Annotated in this window: 14 protein-coding genes and 3 pseudogenes; 9 read left to right on the plus strand and 8 right to left on the minus strand. The window is 70.0% G+C overall.

The genetic code is table 11. The features are described from left to right. The first annotated feature begins 94 nt into the window (after window positions 1–94). The gene (locus HIR71_RS02185; RefSeq protein ID WP_169322985.1) at window positions 95–1,378 is read left to right on the plus strand and encodes a chromate transporter; all 1,284 of its coding nucleotides are present in this window, start codon (window positions 95–97) and stop codon (window positions 1,376–1,378) included. A gap of 155 nt (window positions 1,379–1,533) precedes the next feature. Here HIR71_RS02185 and HIR71_RS02190 read toward each other — a convergent pair whose 3' ends face one another. Next, entirely contained in the window at window positions 1,534–2,028 is a 495-nt protein-coding gene (locus HIR71_RS02190) for a MarR family winged helix-turn-helix transcriptional regulator (protein ID WP_169322987.1), read from the minus strand. A gap of 65 nt (window positions 2,029–2,093) precedes the next feature. Between HIR71_RS02190 and HIR71_RS02195 the strand changes: the two genes are divergently transcribed. Next, a complete protein-coding gene (locus tag HIR71_RS02195) occupies window positions 2,094–5,204 on the plus strand; it encodes an efflux RND transporter permease subunit (protein WP_169322990.1) in 3,111 nt (1,036 codons plus the stop codon). 273 nt (window positions 5,205–5,477) lie between these two features. After that, the gene (locus HIR71_RS02200; RefSeq protein ID WP_169322992.1) at window positions 5,478–6,491 is read left to right on the plus strand and encodes an NAD(P)-dependent alcohol dehydrogenase; all 1,014 of its coding nucleotides are present in this window, start codon (window positions 5,478–5,480) and stop codon (window positions 6,489–6,491) included. Window positions 6,492–6,639: 148 nt separating this feature from the next. Here HIR71_RS02200 and HIR71_RS02205 read toward each other — a convergent pair. Next, window positions 6,640–7,612: pseudogene (locus HIR71_RS02205) on the minus strand (IS481 family transposase). 104 nt (window positions 7,613–7,716) lie between these two features. Then, window positions 7,717–8,040, minus strand: coding sequence for a winged helix-turn-helix transcriptional regulator (locus HIR71_RS02210; RefSeq protein WP_311836030.1), 324 nt, complete (start codon window positions 8,038–8,040; stop codon window positions 7,717–7,719). Between the two features lie 124 nt (window positions 8,041–8,164). On the opposite strand from HIR71_RS02210, the gene HIR71_RS02215 reads away from it, so the two are divergent. The 6 genes and pseudogenes from HIR71_RS02215 to HIR71_RS02240 form a co-directional block, all read left to right on the plus strand. Beyond that, entirely contained in the window at window positions 8,165–8,584 is a 420-nt protein-coding gene (locus tag HIR71_RS02215) for a DoxX family protein (protein WP_169322994.1), read from the plus strand. Between the two features lie 236 nt (window positions 8,585–8,820). Continuing rightward, complete coding sequence (locus HIR71_RS17670; protein WP_472595084.1) at window positions 8,821–9,096, plus strand: luciferase domain-containing protein; 276 nt, start codon at window positions 8,821–8,823, stop codon at window positions 9,094–9,096. Between the two features lie 60 nt (window positions 9,097–9,156). Next, on the plus strand, window positions 9,157–10,011 hold the full coding sequence (locus HIR71_RS02225; RefSeq protein ID WP_169322998.1) for an SDR family NAD(P)-dependent oxidoreductase: 855 nt from the start codon (window positions 9,157–9,159) through the stop codon (window positions 10,009–10,011). An 80-nt stretch (window positions 10,012–10,091) separates the two neighbouring features. Further along, a complete protein-coding gene (locus tag HIR71_RS02230) occupies window positions 10,092–10,787 on the plus strand; it encodes a PaaI family thioesterase (RefSeq protein ID WP_211373677.1) in 696 nt (231 codons plus the stop codon). After that, window positions 10,735–11,178: pseudogene (locus HIR71_RS16630) on the plus strand (IS5 family transposase); the annotation flags it as partial. The gene HIR71_RS02230 and the pseudogene HIR71_RS16630, both read left to right, overlap by 53 nt. A 196-nt stretch (window positions 11,179–11,374) precedes the next feature. Continuing rightward, window positions 11,375–11,878 (plus strand): annotated as a pseudogene (locus tag HIR71_RS02240) (IS5 family transposase); the annotation flags it as partial. Window positions 11,879–11,993: 115 nt separating this feature from the next. Here the strand turns inward: HIR71_RS02240 and HIR71_RS02245 are convergent. The 5 genes from HIR71_RS02245 to HIR71_RS02265 form a co-directional block, all read right to left on the minus strand. Continuing rightward, window positions 11,994–13,145: a tyrosine-type recombinase/integrase gene (locus tag HIR71_RS02245; protein ID WP_169323004.1), complete on the minus strand. Its 1,152-nt coding sequence runs from the start codon at window positions 13,143–13,145 to the stop codon at window positions 11,994–11,996. A 389-nt stretch (window positions 13,146–13,534) separates the two neighbouring features. Next, window positions 13,535–14,671 carry an MFS transporter gene (locus HIR71_RS02250; protein WP_169323006.1) on the minus strand — a complete coding sequence of 379 codons (1,137 nt, stop codon included), beginning with the start codon at window positions 14,669–14,671 and terminating at the stop codon, window positions 13,535–13,537. A 37-nt stretch (window positions 14,672–14,708) separates the two neighbouring features. Continuing rightward, window positions 14,709–16,217, minus strand: coding sequence for a tripartite tricarboxylate transporter permease (locus HIR71_RS02255; RefSeq protein ID WP_169323008.1), 1,509 nt, complete (start codon window positions 16,215–16,217; stop codon window positions 14,709–14,711). Then, window positions 16,214–16,765, minus strand: coding sequence for a tripartite tricarboxylate transporter TctB family protein (locus HIR71_RS02260; protein ID WP_169323010.1), 552 nt, complete (start codon window positions 16,763–16,765; stop codon window positions 16,214–16,216). The genes HIR71_RS02255 and HIR71_RS02260 overlap by 4 nt, the downstream gene beginning before the upstream one ends. Further along, entirely contained in the window at window positions 16,762–17,799 is a 1,038-nt protein-coding gene (locus HIR71_RS02265; protein ID WP_169323012.1) for a Bug family tripartite tricarboxylate transporter substrate binding protein, read from the minus strand. Before HIR71_RS02265 ends, HIR71_RS02260 begins: the two co-directional genes overlap by 4 nt. Between the last annotated feature and the right edge of the window lie 93 nt (window positions 17,800–17,892).

Raw genomic sequence — 17,892 nt, forward strand, 5'->3', positions numbered from 1 at the left:
GTCGGGCACGTGGCGGTGCCCGAAGCTGCCCCGAGACGCCAGACACCCGAGGAGACCGATGCCCGCTGGCCCTGCAAGAGCGTCGCTTGCGTCCATGGTCAGGGTCGGCCTGATCGGATTCGGCGGCGGCAGCGCGCTCATCCCCCTCATGGAGGACGAGCTGGTGGCCCGTCGTCGCATCCTCGATCGGGCGACGTTCAGCAGGCACATCGTGGTTGCCAGCATCACCCCCGGCGCCCTGCCCGTGAAGCTCGGTGGCCTGGCGGGGACCACCGTCGGCGGAGCCTGGCTGTGCCTGACGATGGCGACACTGGTCTCGCTTCCGGGAACCGCCGCCACCGTCGGGATCCTCTCCGCGGTCCGCTCCGGTGGGCAGGGGGTGATCCGCTACGTCGAGCTGGCGTCCGTGGGAGTCACGGTCTTCATCATCGCGCTCCTGGTGCACTACGTTGGCAAGGTCCTGACGTCCGAGGGGTCCGGCTGGCTCGTCGCCGCCGGGATCGCCACCCTGTCCTTCCTCGCCACAGGCGCCGCCGACGCCGCTGAGTTCATCGGTCACCTGATCGGACGGCAGTGGCAGCCGTCGGTCCCGCGACTGACCGCGGTCCAGCTCGTCGCCTCAGCGCTCGTCATCATCGCTCTTCGGGCCGCTCTGAGGCGCGGGCACCCGGCACGGCTGCCGGCCATCGGGCACGATGGCGGGCTCGGCGCCGCGGCGGTCCTCCGGTCCACCGCACTGCTGCTGAGCGTGGCCGCTGGCGCGACCGCGGCGGCAGCCCTGGTCGGCGGGAAGGAGGCGCTGGCGCTGATGGCCCTGGTAGCGCTGTCGACACTCACCTCCTTCGGCGGGGGGGAAGCATACGTCGGGGTCGCAGACGGGTTCTTCGTCGGTGGCGGGCACCTGAGCGCCGACGTCTTCTACAGCCAAGTCGTTCCCGTCGCCAATGCGCTCCCGGGCCCGATCTTGGTGAAGATCGCCGCCGGCGTGGGATACGGCGCCACCGCGCCCACCCAGGGAGCGACGGCCGCGTGGGTGGTCGCGGCTGCCGGCGCCCTCCTGGCCGTCACCGTGGGAACCGCCGTCGCCGTCCTCGTCCTGGGCGCGTACCACCGTGCCCAGCGCTCCGCCGTCGTACGGGACATCGGCCTCTACATCCTCCCCGTCATCTGCGGCCTGCTGATCACGACGTCGCTCTCCATGCTCAACGCCGGGGCGGATGTGTCGATTCGCGCCGGGGTCCAGCCGTGGCTCACGCTGTGGCTCTCGCTCGCCGCGACCGTCCTCGTCACGTGGCTGCGCCACCGCAGGTCTGTGCACGACGCCGTCCTGATCCTCCTGTGCGGTGCCGCCTCGCTCGCCGCGATGACGGCGGCGTGACGCCCCCCTGACGCCCGACGAGGACCCCCGGCGCCGAACACGACTGTCGCACGTCGGACGCCGTACGTGCGGGCGGGTTCGCACGGTGCACGTGAGCCCCTCACCGGCCGCGGGCGCGGACGGCGGCTCTGACCGCGCGCACGGTATTGACTGCCTCAGCCGGCTGGGTAACCCCGCCCTGATGGCTCGCCTGGCGCGCCACTGACGTCGTCACCGTAAATCTGCTCTGCGGCTCGCCGCAGCGCCGCGAACGCCGTGGCGATGGTCTGCACGCTCTCGTCGTCGAGGCGGGAGAGGAGTGCGACGCGATGTCCGGCGCCTTCGGCCATCAACTGCTCCACCAGGTGTGAGCCTTGAGTTGTGGGGCGTACGTGTCGGGCGCGCCGGTCGGTCGGGTCGGCTACGCGTTCGACGAGGCCTCGGTCCGCGAGTCTGTCCACCAGACCGGTAACTGAGGCCGGGCTGATCTTCAGCGCGTCGGCCAGCTCGTGGCTCATGAGGGAGCCGTCGACGTGCAGCAGCAGGAGGACCTTGAGTTGCTGCATCGTCAAGGTCGTCTGCAGCAGAGCGGTGAACTGCGCCCGCGAGAAGAGGCGGATCAACGCGGCCTCGTCCTCGGCGATCGCCGCCATCACTGCGTCGCGTTCCACCGTGTACCCCGATCCTTCGGTCGACCCGTACTATTCGACTTGCTGCGACTATACGGGAGATCTCCATGACTCGTCTTGCCCGCCTGAGCCTTGCAAACCGCGCCGTGGTGGCACTGGCCACGCTGATCCTCATCGTCGTGGGCGTCCTGTCGACCACGTCGCTGAAGCAGGAACTCATCCCCTCGTTGGAGATCCCGCTCGCCGTGGTGGTGACCCCTCTCCCGGGCGCGGCGCCCGACGTGGTCGAGCGGCAGGTCACCGAGGTGGTCGAGGCTGCCGTCAGCGGTGTCAAGGGTCTGGAGGGGACCGAATCCACGAGCAGCAACAGCCTGTCGGTGGTGACGGTGGAGCTGGCCTACGGCACCGACATGCAGGCGGCCCAGCAGGACCTGGAGCAGGCGCTGTCCCGGGCGGGCACCGGCCTGCCGGCGGGCGTCATACCGTCTGTGATCACCGGCAGCATCGACCAGCTTCCGGTGGTGCAACTGGCGGTGGCCGCCCCGCAGCTGGATGAGCAGGAGCTCGTGACCCGGGTGGAGGACGAGATCGTTCCGCGGCTGCGCGGCCTGGAAGGGGTCCGTGACGTCACCCTGTCCGGGGCGCGGGAGGTCCGGGTGGAGGTCGTTCCGGACCCCGTGGCCCTGGCGACCGCGGGGATCGGTCTCGATGCTCTCACTTCGGCACTGCAGGCCAACGGCGTGGTCATCCCGGCCGGCACGGTCACCGATGGGCAGCGCAGCCTGAACGTCGTGGTGGGCCAGCGGTTGTCCTCGGTGCAGGACATCGCCGCGATCGCGCTGCCCGCCGCTGCCCCCTCCGGGGCACCGGTCCTGCTGGGCGACGTGGCCACTGTCCGGCAGGCCGCGGTCCCCGCCACCTCCTATGCGCGGACCAACGGTCAGGCCAGCATCGCCCTGGCGATCACCAAGACCCCTGACGGCAACACCGTCAGCGTCTCGCACGACGTGCGGGATCTCATCCCGGGGATCGAGGCCGCACTGGGCGAGGGGGCTGCCGTCGACGTGGTCTTCGACCAGGCACCGTTCATCGAGAAGTCGATCGAGGACCTGAGCACCGAGGGCCTCCTCGGCCTGATCTTCGCGGTGATCGTGATCATGCTCTTCCTGCTGTCGCTGCGCTCCACGCTGGTCACCGCGATCTCGATCCCGCTGTCGTTGCTCATCGCGATGACCGGTCTGCTGGTCGGTGGGTACTCGCTGAACATCCTGACCCTGGGGGCGCTGACGGTCGCGGTCGGGCGGGTCGTGGACGACTCGATCGTGGTGATCGAGAACATCAAGCGACACCTCGGGTACGGGGAGCCGAAAGCGCAGGCCATCTTGACCGCGGTGCGCGAGGTCGCCAGCGCCGTGACGGCGTCGACGATCACCACCGCGGCGGTGTTCGTGCCGATCGGGATCGTCGGAGGTCAGGTGGGTGAGCTGTTCCAGCCTTTCGCCTTCACGGTTGCCGTAGCACTGCTGGCCTCGTTGGTGGTTTCCTTGACCATCGTCCCGGTGCTGGGGTACTGGTTCCTGCGCGCCCCGGCCGAGCGCGCGGACACGGCTGTGGACCGGGACCGTGTCGAGCAGAGGGAGCGGCACGGAGTCCTCCAGCGCAGCTACCTTCCGGTGCTCCGGGGGGCCATCGCCCACCCGGTGATCACCCTCGCCATCGCCGTCGCCGTGCTCGGCGGGACCCTCGCAGGGGCCACGCGGCTGGAGACCAACTTCATCGGCGACGCCGGGCAGAACACACTCAGCGTCGACCAGCAGCTGCCGGCCGGGACGAGCCTGGATGTCACCGACGCCGCCGCGCGACAGGTCGAGGAGGTCGTCGCTGCTCTGGACGGCGTCGAGACCTACCAGGTGACCGTCGGCTCGGGCGGCAACGGGCTGCAGACCGCCTTCCTGGGCGGTGGTGGCGGATCGAACACGGCCACCTTCGCGATCACCACAGCCTTGGACGCCGACCAGGCCCGCGTCGAACGGGATCTTCGTGCCGCGATCGCGGAGCTGGATGACGTCGGACAGCTGACCGTGAGCACCGGCCAGGCCGGGTTCGGTCTGCCCCCGGTGGAGGTCGTGGTCCGCGCCGACGACGACCAGACGCTGCGTCAGGCCGCAGACCTGGTCGCCGAGGCCATGGCGGATGTCCAGGGCACGACCGACGTCGTGAACAACCTGGCCTCGGACGCACCAGCCGTCCAGATCCAGGTCGACCGACAGGCGGCCACGCTGGCCGGCACCAGCGAGACCGCAATCGGACAGGCCGTGGCCGGCCTGCTGCGTGGTGCCCCGATCGGCCAGGCGGACATCGCCGGACGCACGACCGACGTCGTGGTGCTCCTGGGCCAGGCCCCCGCCGATGTCCAGGCCCTGCGCGACACCCCCATCCCCACCACCACCGGGATCGTGCCCCTCGGTCGGGTCGCCGAGGTCAGCGAGGTCCAACAGCCGACCAGCCTGACCCGCCAGGACGGGGAGCGCACCGCCACGGTGACCGCCACCGCGACCGACCAGAACCTCGGCGGGATCACCACCCGACTGCAGGAACAGCTCGACACCCTCGACTTGCCCGACGGAGCAGAAGCCGAGATCGCAGGCGTCAGCGCCGAGCAGCAATCGGCGTTCGCCGACCTGTTCCTGGCCTTGCTGGCCTCCATCGCCATCGTCTACCTCGTGATGGTCGCCACGTTCCGCTCCCTGCTGCAGCCGCTCATCCTGCTTGTGTCGGTGCCGTTCGCCGCCACCGGCGCACTGGCCCTGCTGCTGCTCACCGGCACACCCCTCGGTGTGCCCTCGCTGATCGGGCTGCTCATGCTCGTCGGCATCGTCGTGACAAACGCGATCGTGCTCATCGACCTGGTCAACCAGAAGCGAGAGCAGGGCCTGAGCATTCACGATGCCGTGATCGAGGGGTCCCGGTACCGGTTGCGGCCGATCCTGATGACCGCAGCGGCGACGATCGGCGCCCTGACCCCGATGGCACTGGGACTGACGGGGGGCAGCGTCTTCATCTCCCAGCCGCTGGCACTGGTCGTCATCGGCGGACTGACGACTTCTACCGTCCTGACTCTGGTGCTCGTCCCAGTCCTGTACAACCTGACCGAACGCGCCAGCACAGCCCTGCGTGAGCGCCGAGGCCGCCGGACGGCCGCCACCCTCCCCGCATGACCCTGACACCTCCCGGCGGCGTCCAGCGGCTCGTGATTCACAGTCGCTCCCGGTCGACCTTGCAGCTCGAGTTCGTGGACCGGCGCGCCTGGCCCAACCATGCCGAGCGCGCCTCGGCGATCTTCGAGTGCCGGCGCCACGCCGGCCTCAGTTGCCGGTCCCCGCACGACTTCGCGGACCTTCACACCGCTGCGGTGGCTGTGGCACGCTCAACGAGTCGTCCGGGATCCCGGGCCAGGCTCCTGCGGCACGACCTCAAAGAAGGGGTTGGCGATGAAGGCAGCACGGTTGCACGAGTTCGGCGGTGACTTCGTGGTGGAGGAGGTCCCGACGCCCGAGCCAGGTCCCGGTGAGGTACGGGTCCGCGTCGGCGGGTCGGGTGCCTGCCACTCCGACCTGCACGTCCGGGCGGGGGAGATCCCCGTCCACCTCCCCGCACTGCTGGGGCACGAGAACGCCGGGTGGGTCGACGCCATCGGTCAGGGCGCCGAGGGCTTTGAGGTCGGTGAACCCGTCGTGGTGTTCGGCGGGTGGGGCTGCGGCCACTGCCGTCTGTGCCTGGGCGGCCAAGAGCAGCTGTGCGACACCATGCGGTGGGGCGGCATCGGCCCCGACGGCGGCTACGCGGACTACATGCTCGTCCCGAGCACCCGGCACCTGCTGGCCGCTGGCGACCTGGACCCGGCGCTCGCCGCCCCGCTGACCGACGCGGCGCTCACCCCGTACTCCGCCGTGAAGAAGGCCCTCCCGCGTCTGGTGCCCGGTACCACCGTGGTGCTGGTTGGCGCCGGTGGGCTCGGCCAGTACGGGCTGCAGTTCCTCAAGCTGCTCTCCGCGGCGACGGTGGTCGTCGTCGACAGCTCGGCGGACAAGCGGCGCCTCGCCCTCGAACTCGGCGCCGACCAGGTGGTCGACCCGGCGGACGCCGACGCCATGGAGCAGATCAAGGCCGCCAGCCACGGCGAAGGTGCAGCGGTCGCACTGGACTTCGTCGGGGCCGACGCGACGATGACACTGGGCGCGTCGTCGCTCGGGCCGCAGGGCCTGTTCGTCCTGGTGGGTCTGGCGGGAGGGTCCTTCCCGTTCTCGTTCTTCTCCCTGCCGGTCCAGGCGACGCTGACCAGCAGCAGCTGGGGCAGCCGCAACGAGCTGGAGGAGGTCCTTGCCATGGCCCGGACCGGACGCCTGGTCTCCACGATCGAGCGGTATCCGCTGAGCGAGATCAACGACGTGTTCGCGCGCCTCGCCGCCGGCCAGATCCAGGGCCGTGCCGTCCTGATCCCCTGAGCACTCCTCAACCTCCCGCTAGGGCGCGTCTGCCACGGCGAGCGTTATCGTGCGCTGACGCCGTCGTCCTCGCCACAATCATCACCCGCCTGAAGACAGGGGACATGCCCTAGGTCTGCCCTAGGTCCGGGCTAGGTGTACTCGGCCGTCACGTTGGTGACAGGCGGCTGATGGGTGGGAGTCCTCCGAGGGCGCTGTGGCGTCTGCGAGTGTTGTAGTCCTCGAGCCAGGGGGCAAGGGCTGCGGCGCGTTCGTCGTTGCTGGTGAAGACCTGCCGGTTGGCCCACTCGGTCTGCAGGGTGCGGTTGAGGCGTTCGACCTTCCCGTTCTGCCAGGGGCAGTGCGGCTTGATGAACACCTGCTCGGCGCCGAGGTCGGCGGCGACCGCGCCCAGGGAGTAGCGGTAGGCCCAGGCGTTGTCGGTCATGATCCGTTCGATCCGGGTGATGCCGTGGGCTGCGAAGTAGGCCGCAGCCCGGGCCAGGAAGGCGGCGCAGGTGGGGCCCTTCTCGTCGGGCAGGATCTCGGAGTAGGCCAGCCGGGAGTAGTCGTCGACCATCGAGTGCACGTAGTCGAACCCGATCGGGGTCTTGTCCACGCGTGCCTGGTGGCTGGCCAGCGTCCCTCCGCTGGCTCGCCAACCGCCGCCGTCGGGGGATGCGTCCGAACTTCTTGACGTCCATGTGCACGGACTCGCCGGGCCGGTCACGCTCGTAGCGGACCGTGGTGGCCTTCGATGCCCGGATGACCTGTCCGGTCAGGGGGTCCAGGTCGCGCAGCAGCGGCATGCCGCGCCGGCGCAGGACCCGGGTGATCGTCCGGGCCGGGACCCCGAGCTCACCGCTGAGCACGTCCGGGCCGGACCGCTCGCGAGCTCGCGCCTCGCAGATCGCGTCCTCCAGAGCGGTCGGCGTCCTGCCCGGGCTTGAGTGCGGCCGGGAGGCCCTGTCCAGCAGGCCGCTCGCTCCCTCGGCACGCCAGCGGCGCACCCATCGGTAGCCGGTCTGGCGGGCGAATCCCAGCTCGTGGGCGACGTGGGCGACCGGTCGCCCTTGATGCACGACGCGCTTGATCATCAGCTGGCGGCCACGCAGATTGAGACGGGCGTTAGCGTGAGGCACGAGAACCTCCGGGTGGGTGTGGGCCTTCGACAAGCCACAGCCCACCCGGAGGTTCTCCTCTCGTCAACGACCCCCGACGTCACCAACGTCCTGGCCGAGTACAGCTAGTCGGCTGCCTGGGCCCAGTCTGCTGCCCAGGACGAGATCGCGTCGATGACCGGCCCCAGAGCCTGTCCCTTAGCCGTCAGCACGTACCGCGGGGCGCCTGAGGTGCCCGGGCAGATGCGGGAGAGGAGTCCTTCGCGTTCGAGCTCTCGCAGCCGCTCGGCCAGCAGGCGGTCGGACAGCCCGGGGATCACGGCCCGGATCTCACCGAAGCGCTCGGCGCGGGCCATCAGCGCGTGAAGGATGACACCGTTCCACCGTCGACCGAGCAGCTCGACGGTCTGGTGGAACGACGGGCAGTAGCGTCCGCAGTCATCGCCCACTAGGCCGATCGTCCCGTCCGTCACCTCGACCCCCACGTCCGCTCAAGCGTGATTGACCTTCTCCCAGGGTACTGCTATACCTCAATCACTTACGCTTTGTAAGCGACGATCTTCGGAGGACGATGTGGACGTTCTGGTGCTCGTCGGCAGGGTGGTCTTCGCCTTGCTCTTCCTCGGCTCAGGCTACGGACACCTCGCACAGCGGCAGATGATGGCCGGTTACGCCGCCGGCAAGGGGGTGCCTGCCGCCAACGTGATGGTCCCGCTGACGGGGCTGCAGCTCCTGGTCGGCGCACTGATGGTGGCCCTGGGGATCTGGCCCGACGTCGGTGCCTTGCTACTGGTGGCTTTCCTGGTTCCCACAGCCTTCGTCATGCACGGCTTCTGGGCCGAGACCGACCCCGGAGCCAAGGCCATGGAACAGACCCAGTTCCTCAAGGACCTGGCCCTGGCCGGTGCGGCACTGGTGATGTTCGCCGTCTTCGCCTACCTCGGTGACGAGCTCGGCCTCGTCCTGGTCGACCCGCTGTTCACCCTCTCGTGAGGGACGGCGTCCCCGTGGCCATGCCTCAGCGCCTTGGCCCGCGACCCTCGACGACCCCGACCAACCCACACACCCAGCTTGACCAGCAGCCCAGCGACGACCGACCGCGGCAGCACCTCATCGGGCAGCTCGCCCACCTGCCAGGTGTGGTCTGGGCGGGCTCGCTGATCTCCGTCCCGGGTGCACGAGCCCTCACGCTGCCTGAAGGCCCAGTCCAAGGGCCACCCGACGCGTTCATGATCGGCACCGAGTTCGCCCACCTCCACCCAGCCCCCGACCACTCCCTGCACCTGGTGCTGCCGCCGGCGGCCGCCGAGGCTGCGATCGATGCCGGCTGGGCCGAGCAGCACCCCATCGCCCGCCTCGGGATCATCTCGCCGGGAGCGGTCATGGTCTACGCCCCGCGTGACGCGCACGAGGCGGACATCGCCGCCGACCTCGTCCGGGCGTCCTACGCCTACGCAACCGGTTCGGAACTTCCGCGCAGCACCGAGAACCTGATAGGGCACTGACGCCGCGGTCCGGCTCGCGGGTCGCGCTGGTACGGACAACTACTCAAGGAGGAGTACCTCATGGCAGGACGACTCGAGGGCAAGGTTGCCCTCATCACCGGCACGGCGGACGGCCAGGGACGGGCCGCCGCACTCGCCTTCGCCGCTGAAGGCGCCAAGATCGTCGGGTGCGACCTCAAGGCGGACCTAGCCGAACAGACCGTCGAGCTCGTCCGGGCGCAGGGCGGTGAGATGGTCTCGATGCAGCCGCTGAACCTGGGCGACGAAGCAGGGGTGCAGCGCTGGATCGACTTCGCCGTCGACCAGTACGGAGACTTCGACATCCTGTACAACAACGCCTCGGGCGTCCGCGGCGGCACCATCGAGTCCCTGACCCGCGCGGACTGGGACTTCGACATGACCAACGAGGTCACCATCTTGTTCCTGGCGATCCAGAAAGCTCTCCCGGTCTTCAAGCGCAAGGGCCGCGGCACCATCCTCAACACAGGCTCGGTCGCCGCGATGGTCGGCGCGGCCATGCCCGGGAACGTCGCGGGCAACCTCGTGCACAACGTGGCCAAAGCCGCCGTCCTGCGCCTGACCGTCAATCTCGCCGTCGAGCTGTCACCGTGGAACATCCGCGTCAACACCGTCTCCCCCGGATTCATCGACACCCCAGCGACCCGATCACTCCTGGAGGCCGGCGGGCGCGCACCGGTCGAGCGCGCACTGCTCAACCCCCGCATCGGGCGACCCGAGGACATCGCCATGGCAGCGGTGTACCTCTGCTCAGACGAGGCCGACTACGTCACCGGCGCGAACCTGGTCGTTGACGGCGGCTGGGTCGCAGGCGGCGGCGTCGGCCGCCCCGACCCCGAGATCGAGCAGATCTTCGGAGAGGTGATGAAGAAGTTGACCAATGCCCCTACCGCTTGACAGGGAGGATGTAGGCGAGCCCTCGGCGACGCTCCCTGGCCTCCGCGCGACTGACGGTCACCGACGCCGCCGACCCTTTGGTGCCGCCGATCTGGCTTGTTCGCGCAGAGGTCTTCGCGGTCGTGCTGTTGGCCGCCACCACCCGATCCCTCCGGCGAACACGGACCGCGGCGCTGGTCGCGGCATGGCGAAAGGTCAACGACATGATGCCTGACATGGGAACGATGCTCGCGCACTGGGCCGAGAGGGCCGGGCCCCACTCAGACGGCGCCCTCCTGCCACCGCACCACGAACGGTGCCTTGGTTGCGGCCTCGACAACCCCCACGGCCATCACCTACAGGTCCACCGCCGTGGGGACGGGGTGGTGGCTGACCACGTCTTTGACGAGCGCCACGTCGGAGCTCCCGGAGTCGTGCACGGCGGCGCCGTTGCCACCGTTCTCGATGACCTGTTCGGGTTCCTCCCCTACCTGGTGGGGACGCCGGCCGTCACCCGCCAGCTCACGGTGGACTACCTGTCCCCGGTGCTCGTCGGAGTCAGCTACCGGATCGAGGCGACGGTGACGAGCCGGGAGGACCGGAAGGTCTTCGTCGCCGCCACCGTGAGCGACTTCGACGAACGCACAGTGGCCACGTCGAGCGCGGTGTTCATCACGGTCGACGTCGAACACTTCGCCCGGCACGGAGGCGTCTCCGGCGGTAGCCCGACGCCACCCGTCGCGGATGACCACCGTGACACCGGTCGGGAGGGCGAGATGGGTCAGCAACGCGGCTAGAGCGTGTCTCCAAAGGATTGGGGGGTGGGTCGCGCAGGCCGGTCTGGTGACTCGTGAAGCCCTTCTCGACGATGGCCAGTGGAAGCTGATCGAGCCGCTGCTACCGGCTCAACGCTCGGGTCGTGGACGCCCGATGAGTGATCACCGGCAGGTCGTGGAGGGGATCATCTACCGGTATCGCTGCGGCATCGCCTGGCGGGATCTTCCGGCCTCGTTCGGGCCGTGGCAGACCGTGTGGAAGCGGCACCGCCGGTTCAGCGGCGACGGGACCTGGGACGCCATCTTGGCCACGCTGCTGGCCCAGGCCGACGCCGCGCACCAGATCGACTGGACGGTCAGTGTGGACTCCACGATCAACCGCGCGCACCGGCACGCGACGAACCTGCCCCGGGAGCCCAAGACCGACCCGAAGATCGCATCGGAGGTGACCGGCGACGCCTCGACCCCGCTCGGCCCCGCAGGGGTCGATGCGTCGGCTCGTGCGGTCGTCGGGCTCCTCGCGGGCCCCACAGGGGGCTGGGTCGAATCACAAGGATTCTGCGATTCGGGCAGGTCAGGACGCTCCTGAGGTCGCGCTCGGGCTCTATGACGAGCCGGTCGATCATGGCATCGGCCGTTCGCGTGGCGGGTTGTCCTCCAAGATCCACCACCTCGTCGACGGTCGCGGCCGACCGCTGGTCGTCCTGGTCGGCCCCGGGCAGGCCAACGACTCCCCGATGTTCCCGGTGCTGCTGAACCACCTGCGCGTCGACCGCGTCGGGCCCGGGCGGCCCCGGACCACACCGGACGCCGTCCTGGGCGACAAGGCCTACTCCGCACGAGCGCACCGCACGCTGCTGCGTTCACGCGGGGTCAAGACCGTGATCCCCGAACCCTGCGACCAGATCCGCAACCGCCAACGCCGCGGCTCACGCGGCGGACGACCACCAGCCTTCGACTCCGAGCTCTACAAGGCCCGCAACGTCGTCGAGCGGTCCTTCAACACCGTCAAGCAGTGGCGAGCCCTGGCCACCCGCTACGACAAGCTCGCGATCGTCTACCGCGGCGCGGCCGTCCTGCGCGCGATCACCATCTGGCTGAAGCACCTTTAGAGACACGCTCTAGTGCGTGTCTTGGCGGCGATCCTGTGCGCGTGCGTTCCAGTCCGACCCTGAACCCGCCACGCGCCGGAGGTCCGCGGAACCGCGCGCTTAACGCCCCGGGGGGTCACCTCGAGGCGCGAGAGCGGGTGGCGTGAAAGGCGGCGAGTGCGCGCTGATCGGCGTCGTCGAGGGTGTGCAGGTACTTCTGGGTGGTCTGGATCTGCGCGTGGCCCATGCGTGCCATGACGGATCGCAGGTCGGCGCCGCCGGCGAGGAGCCATGAGGCGTGGGCGTGGCGCAGGTCGTGCATGCGGACGGGGAAGTCGATGCCGGAGCGCTGGACGGCTGGCCGCCAGTAGCGGGTGTTGAACGTGGCTCGTGAGAGGGGCTGGCCGCCCGCGGTCTCACGGGAGGGGAAGAGGAGGTCGTCGTCGCTGAGGTCGAGATCGTGGATGCGTGATGTGAGGGTGTCGATCAACTCCTGGGAGACGGCGAGGGTCCGGTGTTCGTCGTCCTTGGGGTAGGGCTTGACGAGCATGCGTTGTCCGGTGGGGGAGTCCTTCGCGGAGACCTCGACGATGGTGTCCTGCACCGTGATGGTGCAGCTGTTGGTGTCGATGTGCCGGGGTCGGAGGGCGACCAGCTCGCCCCAGCGCAGCCCGGTCTCGATCGCTGTCATGACCATCACGGTGAACCGGGGTGGGATCTGTGCCAGCAGCCGGGTGTACTCGTCGGGCGTCAGGGTGCGGGTCCTGGTAGCCACGACCTTGGGCAGGTCGGTAGCCGCGCAGGGGTTGAACGGGATGATCCGGTCGGCGACTGCGCGGGCGAAGATCGAGTGAAGCATGACGTGGTACTTGACGATGGAGCGTGCGGACAGGCCCTTGCGTTCCTTGCCGGCGACGGTCTTCGGCGTGCCGGCTTGGTTGACCCACGCCTGCACCATCGCGGGCATGATCCGCGCCATCGGGTAGTCCCCGAAGAACGGGATGAAGTGGATGCGCAGGTTCGAGGCGTAGGCGGCGTAGGTGGTCACCTCCAGGTGTCGTGAGGGCAGCCAGACGTTCTCGGCGTACTCCCTGAAGGTGAGGCGCCCAGCGCGTGGGTCGATCCACGTCCCCTCGGCCAGGGCGAGTTCCGCGCGGACGGCGGCCTGCATCGCGGCCTTTTCGGTGCTGAACGTGCCGGCGGTGCGCTTGGCCCCTGACCCGTCCCTGTAGCGGCCTTGGTACCGCTTCCTGCCGTCGTCGGCCCGCCGGACGGTCACCCAGGCCATCGCGACCACCGTGTCCCAGATGTGGGCGCAATGTGGGCAGACGTAGCCGACCACCGGCGGACCGGCGCGAACGCAGGCGTACGCATGAGGGGCGCTGACGTGCGCAGATACATGCAGCGAGCCTACTCAGGCGGGGTGCGGGCACAACAGGGGCTGCACTCATAACCCAGAGGTCGCAGGTTCAAATCCTGCCCCCGCTACAAGTGAAGTACCAGGTCAGAGGCCCTTTCGCTCAGTAGAGCGGGAGGGCCTCGGACTTTCTTGTGAGCGGTTCGTCAACGAAAGCCGCTCGCGGACATGACCGCTCCGCCTGGACCGGCGCGCCGTGTCAGGTGAGTGGTCCGGCGTCGGCCCCCTCCCGCCACCTGGTCCGGTGCGGTTCGCTCAGATCAGGCGGGACGGCCCCGCCGGACCACGAGCGCGACGCCGGCCAGGGCGGCCGCCATCACCCACAGCACGCCGCCGACCCCGGCGGAGGAGGCGGCGAGCCCGGCGACGGTCGGCACCATGGTCTGCCCCAGCCGGTTGCCGGTCAGCCGCACCGACAGCCAGGTGGCGCGGGCACCGGGCGGCGACGCCTCCGTCACCCAGGCCATCGTCAGCGGCTGTCCGATCCCGAGCGTCAGCCCGCCCAGCGCCATCACGGCGAACAGCACGGCGAGCGGCATCGGTACCGGGATGGCGGCGACGGCCAGCGAGGAGATCGCCAGCGAGGCGCCGAGCGTCGGGATGCGGCGGAAGCGAGCCACAAGACCGCCGACGAACATGCGCGAGACCATCGACGCCGCCGCCCGCACCGAGAGCAGCAGGCCGACTGTTCCCGCGCTGATCCCCGCCTGCGCACCTAGCGCGGGCACGTAGACGACGAGGAGGTCGATGGCCGCGATCAGCACGAGGGAGGCCGTGATCGCAGTGAGGAGCTCGCTGCGCACGGGTCCGGTCACGCTCATCGCCTGCCGTAGGCTTCCCGGCACGGCGTCGCGGACGGGCTCGTACCGCGAGGTGCGTAGCGCTGCGGTGCTGACCACGAGCACGACGGCGAGCACCACCGCCCCGTCGAAGATGGCCGAGGTGTCCGGGATGGCGCCGTCGCCGCCGAGCAGCGTGATCAAGCCCGGGCCGACGATCTGGCCGAACGATACCGACAGGGTGTAGCGCCCGAACGCCGAGTCCAGGCTGCGGGCGCTGCGCGCCACGGTCACGGTGGTCTGCTCGCCGACGATGGTCAGCAGGTGCCCGACGCCGAGCACCACGCTCCAGAGCAGCAGCGCCATGAAGGAGTCGGCCAGCCACGCTAGCCCGGCCGTCGCCACCAGCATCAGGCCCGCGCCGGTCCAGAGGACGAGCCGCTCGCCGCGCAGGTCCGTCATCCGCCCCACCGGGATCGCGATGAGCAGGGGGACGACGGCGAAGGCCCCGGAGAGCAGGCCGAGCTGGCTCGCCGGGACCTCGAGCTCGAGGGCACGGTACGCCGTCGTCGGGCGAAGGACGTAGGTGAGCGCCTGAACCACGACGGCGTGGCACATCAGGGCGACCGGCCATCCTCGTGCTACGCCCATCGGGTCACACGGCGGCGTCGACGCGAGCCCGCGCGGCGGTCCGCCGGGCCAGCACCCGCGGCAGCACGACCGCGACCACGAGGAGCACGTAGACGACGATGGAGAACGGCGAGCTCACCAGGATGCCGAGGTCGCCCGCGGAGATGTCGAGCGCCCGGCGCAGCTGGAGCTCCGCGAGCGGGCCGAGGATGGCGCCCATGATGAGCGGCGCGACCGGGACGCCGAACCGGCGCATCACGTACCCGAGCAGCCCGATCGCGGCCATGACCCACACGTCGAAAGCCGCACCGTTGAGCGTGTAGGCGCCGAGGAGGGCGAACAGCGCGATCCCGGCGTAGAGGTACGGCTTGGGGATCTGGAGGATCTTCACCCATACGCGCACCAGCGGGAGGTTCAGCAGGAGCAGCATGACGTTGCCGATGAACAGGCTCGCGATGAGGCCCCACACCAGCGGGGCCTGGGTGGTCAGCAGCTGCGGGCCCGGCTGGATGCCGTACTGCTGGAAGGCCACGAGGATGACCGCGGCGGTCGCCGACGTCGGGATGCCGAGCGTCAGCAGGGGCACCAGGACGCCGGCGGCGTTGGCGTTGTTCGCCGCCTCCGGTCCCGCGACGCCCTCGATCGCCCCGTTGCCGAACTCCTCCGGGTGCTTGGAGAGCTTCTTCTCCAGCGAGTAGGACAGGAAGGTCGGGATCTCCGACCCACCGGACGGGATCGTCCCCATCGGGAAGCCGATGGCGGTGCCACGCAGCCACGGCTTCCAGGAGCGGCGCCAGTCCTCGCCCGACATCATCCGTCCGCTGAGCTTCGTGATCGAGAACGCCGCCCCCGTCTGGTGGGCGGCCACGTAGATCACCTCGCCGATCGCGAAGAGGCCGACGATGACCAGGACGACGTCGATGCCGTCCAGGAGCCGCACCAGCCCGAAGTCCAGGCGGGCCTGCCCGCTCTGGAAGTCGATGCCGATCAGGCCGATGACGAGGCCGAGGCAGAGGCTGACGAGGCCGCGCAGCACGGACCGGCCCAGCAGCGCGCTGACCGTCAGGAACGCCATGACCATGAGCGCGAAGTAGTCGTGCGGGCCCAGCTTGAGGGCGACGCGCACGATCGCGGGCGCGGCGACCGCCAGGGCCGCCGTCGCCAGGGCGCCGGCGACGAACGAGCCGATGGCCGCCGTCGCCAGGGCGGCGGCACCCCGGCCGGCGCGCGCCATCTTGTTCCCGTCGATCGCCGTGACGATCGACCCGGCCTCGCCCGGGGTCTTCAGCAGGATCGACGTCGTCGAGCCGCCGTACATCGCGCCGTAGTAGATGCCGGCGAACATGATGAACGTGCTCGACGGCTCGAGGCCGTAGGTCAAGGGCAGCAGCAGGGCGATCGTGAGCGCAGGACCGATGCCCGGCAGCACGCCGACCAGCGTGCCGATCGCGGTGCCGGCCAGCGCGTAGAGCAGGTTCGTCAAGGTCAGCGCGACGGCGAAGCCCTGCGCGAGGGAGCTGAGCGAGTCGGTCACAACACCCCTTCGAGCAGGCCCGGGGGCAGGCGGATCGACAAGCCCTTCGTGAAGCCCACGTAGATCACGACGGCGAGCGTCGCGGAGATGAGGAAGTCGCGGACGTAGCGGCGGGCGCCGAAGGCGTACGCGATGGCCCAGAACGTCACCAGGGCGGTCGGCACGTAGCCCAGCCGCTCGAGGGTCAGCCCGTACCAGGCGATCGCGACCAGGACGATGAGCGCGGAGCGGACGTGAGCGACGTCGACGTCGACGTCGCCCTCACCCTCGTCCGGGTCTCCACGACCACCGAGGAGCACGTGCACGATGAGCGCCGCGGCCACCACCATCGTCACCACCGCGACGATGGTGGGGAAGAACCCCGCCCCGATGCCCGAGGCCGACGTCGAGGCCGGCAGCGAGCGGGCGTCAAGGACGACGAGGACGCCGACGGCCAGGACGGCCACGCCCAGGACGAGCTCGCCCCACGCGACATGGCGGCGAGCCCGCCCATCCGGGGCGGAGGGGGTCTTCGGCGTCGCCCGCCGGGCGCCGCCGTCGGCCGTCACTGGACGAGACCGAGGCCCTCGAGAACCTCGGTGACGCGGGTGTTCTCCTCCTCGAGCCACGTACCGAACTCCTCACCGGAGAGGTAGGCGTCGTCCCAGGCGTTGTCGGTGAGGGTCTGCTGCCACGTCTCGGACTCCTGCAGGGCGTCCAACGTGGCGATGTACTGGTCGATGGTCTCCTGGGGCAGGTCGGCCGGGGCCATGATCGAGCGCCAGTTGAAGAACTCCAGGTCCTCGAGGCCTTCGTCGGTCAGCGTGGGGGCGTCGGGGATGGAGGAGACCGGCTCGAGGGAGGAGACGACGAGCGCACGGAGCTCGCCGCTCTCGATCTGCGCCGCGAACTCGCCCGTGCCGGAGATGCCGGCCGCCACCTGGTTGCCCAGCAGCGCCGTCGTCGCCTCGCCGCCGCCGGAGAACGGGACGTAGTTCAGGTCGCTCGGGGTGATGCCCCGTGCCTCCGCAAGGAGACCGAGGAAGAGGTGGTCGGCGCTACCCGCCGAGCCGCCGGCGATCGGCACGGCGGCCGGGTCCTCCTCGATGGCGGTGAGCAGGTCGTCGAGGGTCTGGAACTCCGAGGCGGCCGGGACCACGATCACCTCGTACTCGCCGATCATCCGGGCCAGAGGGGTGACGTCATCGAGCGTGATGTCGGCGTTGTTGGTGATGATGCCGGTCATCATCGCCAACCCTGAGGCCATCCACAGGCCCTCCTTGCCGGTCTGCGGGGCGATCTGCGCCAGGGCGACCGTGCCGGACGCGCCGGGAACGTTGGTGACAGTGACCTGCTCGGCGAGCGATTCGTCCTGCAGCGCCGCCTGCACGGCGCGGGAGGTCTGGTCCCACCCGCTGCCCGGGGCGGCGGGTGCGATGATCTCCAGCTGGGTGATGGGCTCGGCGGCCGCGGCGCCGCCGCCCGTGGCGGAGGTCTCTTCACCGCCAGCGGCGCCGGTGCCGGTGTCGCCGCCTCCGCAGGCGGCGAGCGTCAGGGCGACGGTGGTGAGGGCAAGGAGGCCAAGGGGGCTGCGAGGACGCATCGGAGACCTTCCGGTTCGACTGCACATCGTTGTCAGTGTCTGCCCCCGGTCGACCGGTCGCCAGCGCGGGTGCTGACCGGAACCTACTGCGGT

The organism is Cellulomonas fimi (assembly GCF_012952065.1).
GTDB lineage: Bacteria > Actinomycetota > Actinomycetes > Actinomycetales > Cellulomonadaceae > Pengzhenrongella > Pengzhenrongella fimi_A.

What these genes read in the sequence shown, in the direction of transcription:
- HIR71_RS02185 (WP_169322985.1), top strand. Translation starts at nt 95, where the DNA reads ATGGTCAGGGTCGGCCTGATCGGATTCGGCGGCGGCAGCGCGCTCATC.
- HIR71_RS02250 (WP_169323006.1), bottom strand. Translation starts at nt 14,671, where the DNA reads ATGTGCCACGCCGTCGTGGTTCAGGCGCTCACCTACGTCCTTCGCCCG.
- HIR71_RS17670 (WP_472595084.1), top strand. Translation starts at nt 8,821, where the DNA reads ATGATCGGCACCGAGTTCGCCCACCTCCACCCAGCCCCCGACCACTCC.
- HIR71_RS02245 (WP_169323004.1), bottom strand. Translation starts at nt 13,145, where the DNA reads ATGGCCTGGGTGACCGTCCGGCGGGCCGACGACGGCAGGAAGCGGTAC.
- HIR71_RS02200 (WP_169322992.1), top strand. Translation starts at nt 5,478, where the DNA reads ATGAAGGCAGCACGGTTGCACGAGTTCGGCGGTGACTTCGTGGTGGAG.
- HIR71_RS02265 (WP_169323012.1), bottom strand. Translation starts at nt 17,799, where the DNA reads ATGCGTCCTCGCAGCCCCCTTGGCCTCCTTGCCCTCACCACCGTCGCC.
- HIR71_RS02225 (WP_169322998.1), top strand. Translation starts at nt 9,157, where the DNA reads ATGGCAGGACGACTCGAGGGCAAGGTTGCCCTCATCACCGGCACGGCG.
- HIR71_RS02195 (WP_169322990.1), top strand. Translation starts at nt 2,094, where the DNA reads ATGACTCGTCTTGCCCGCCTGAGCCTTGCAAACCGCGCCGTGGTGGCA.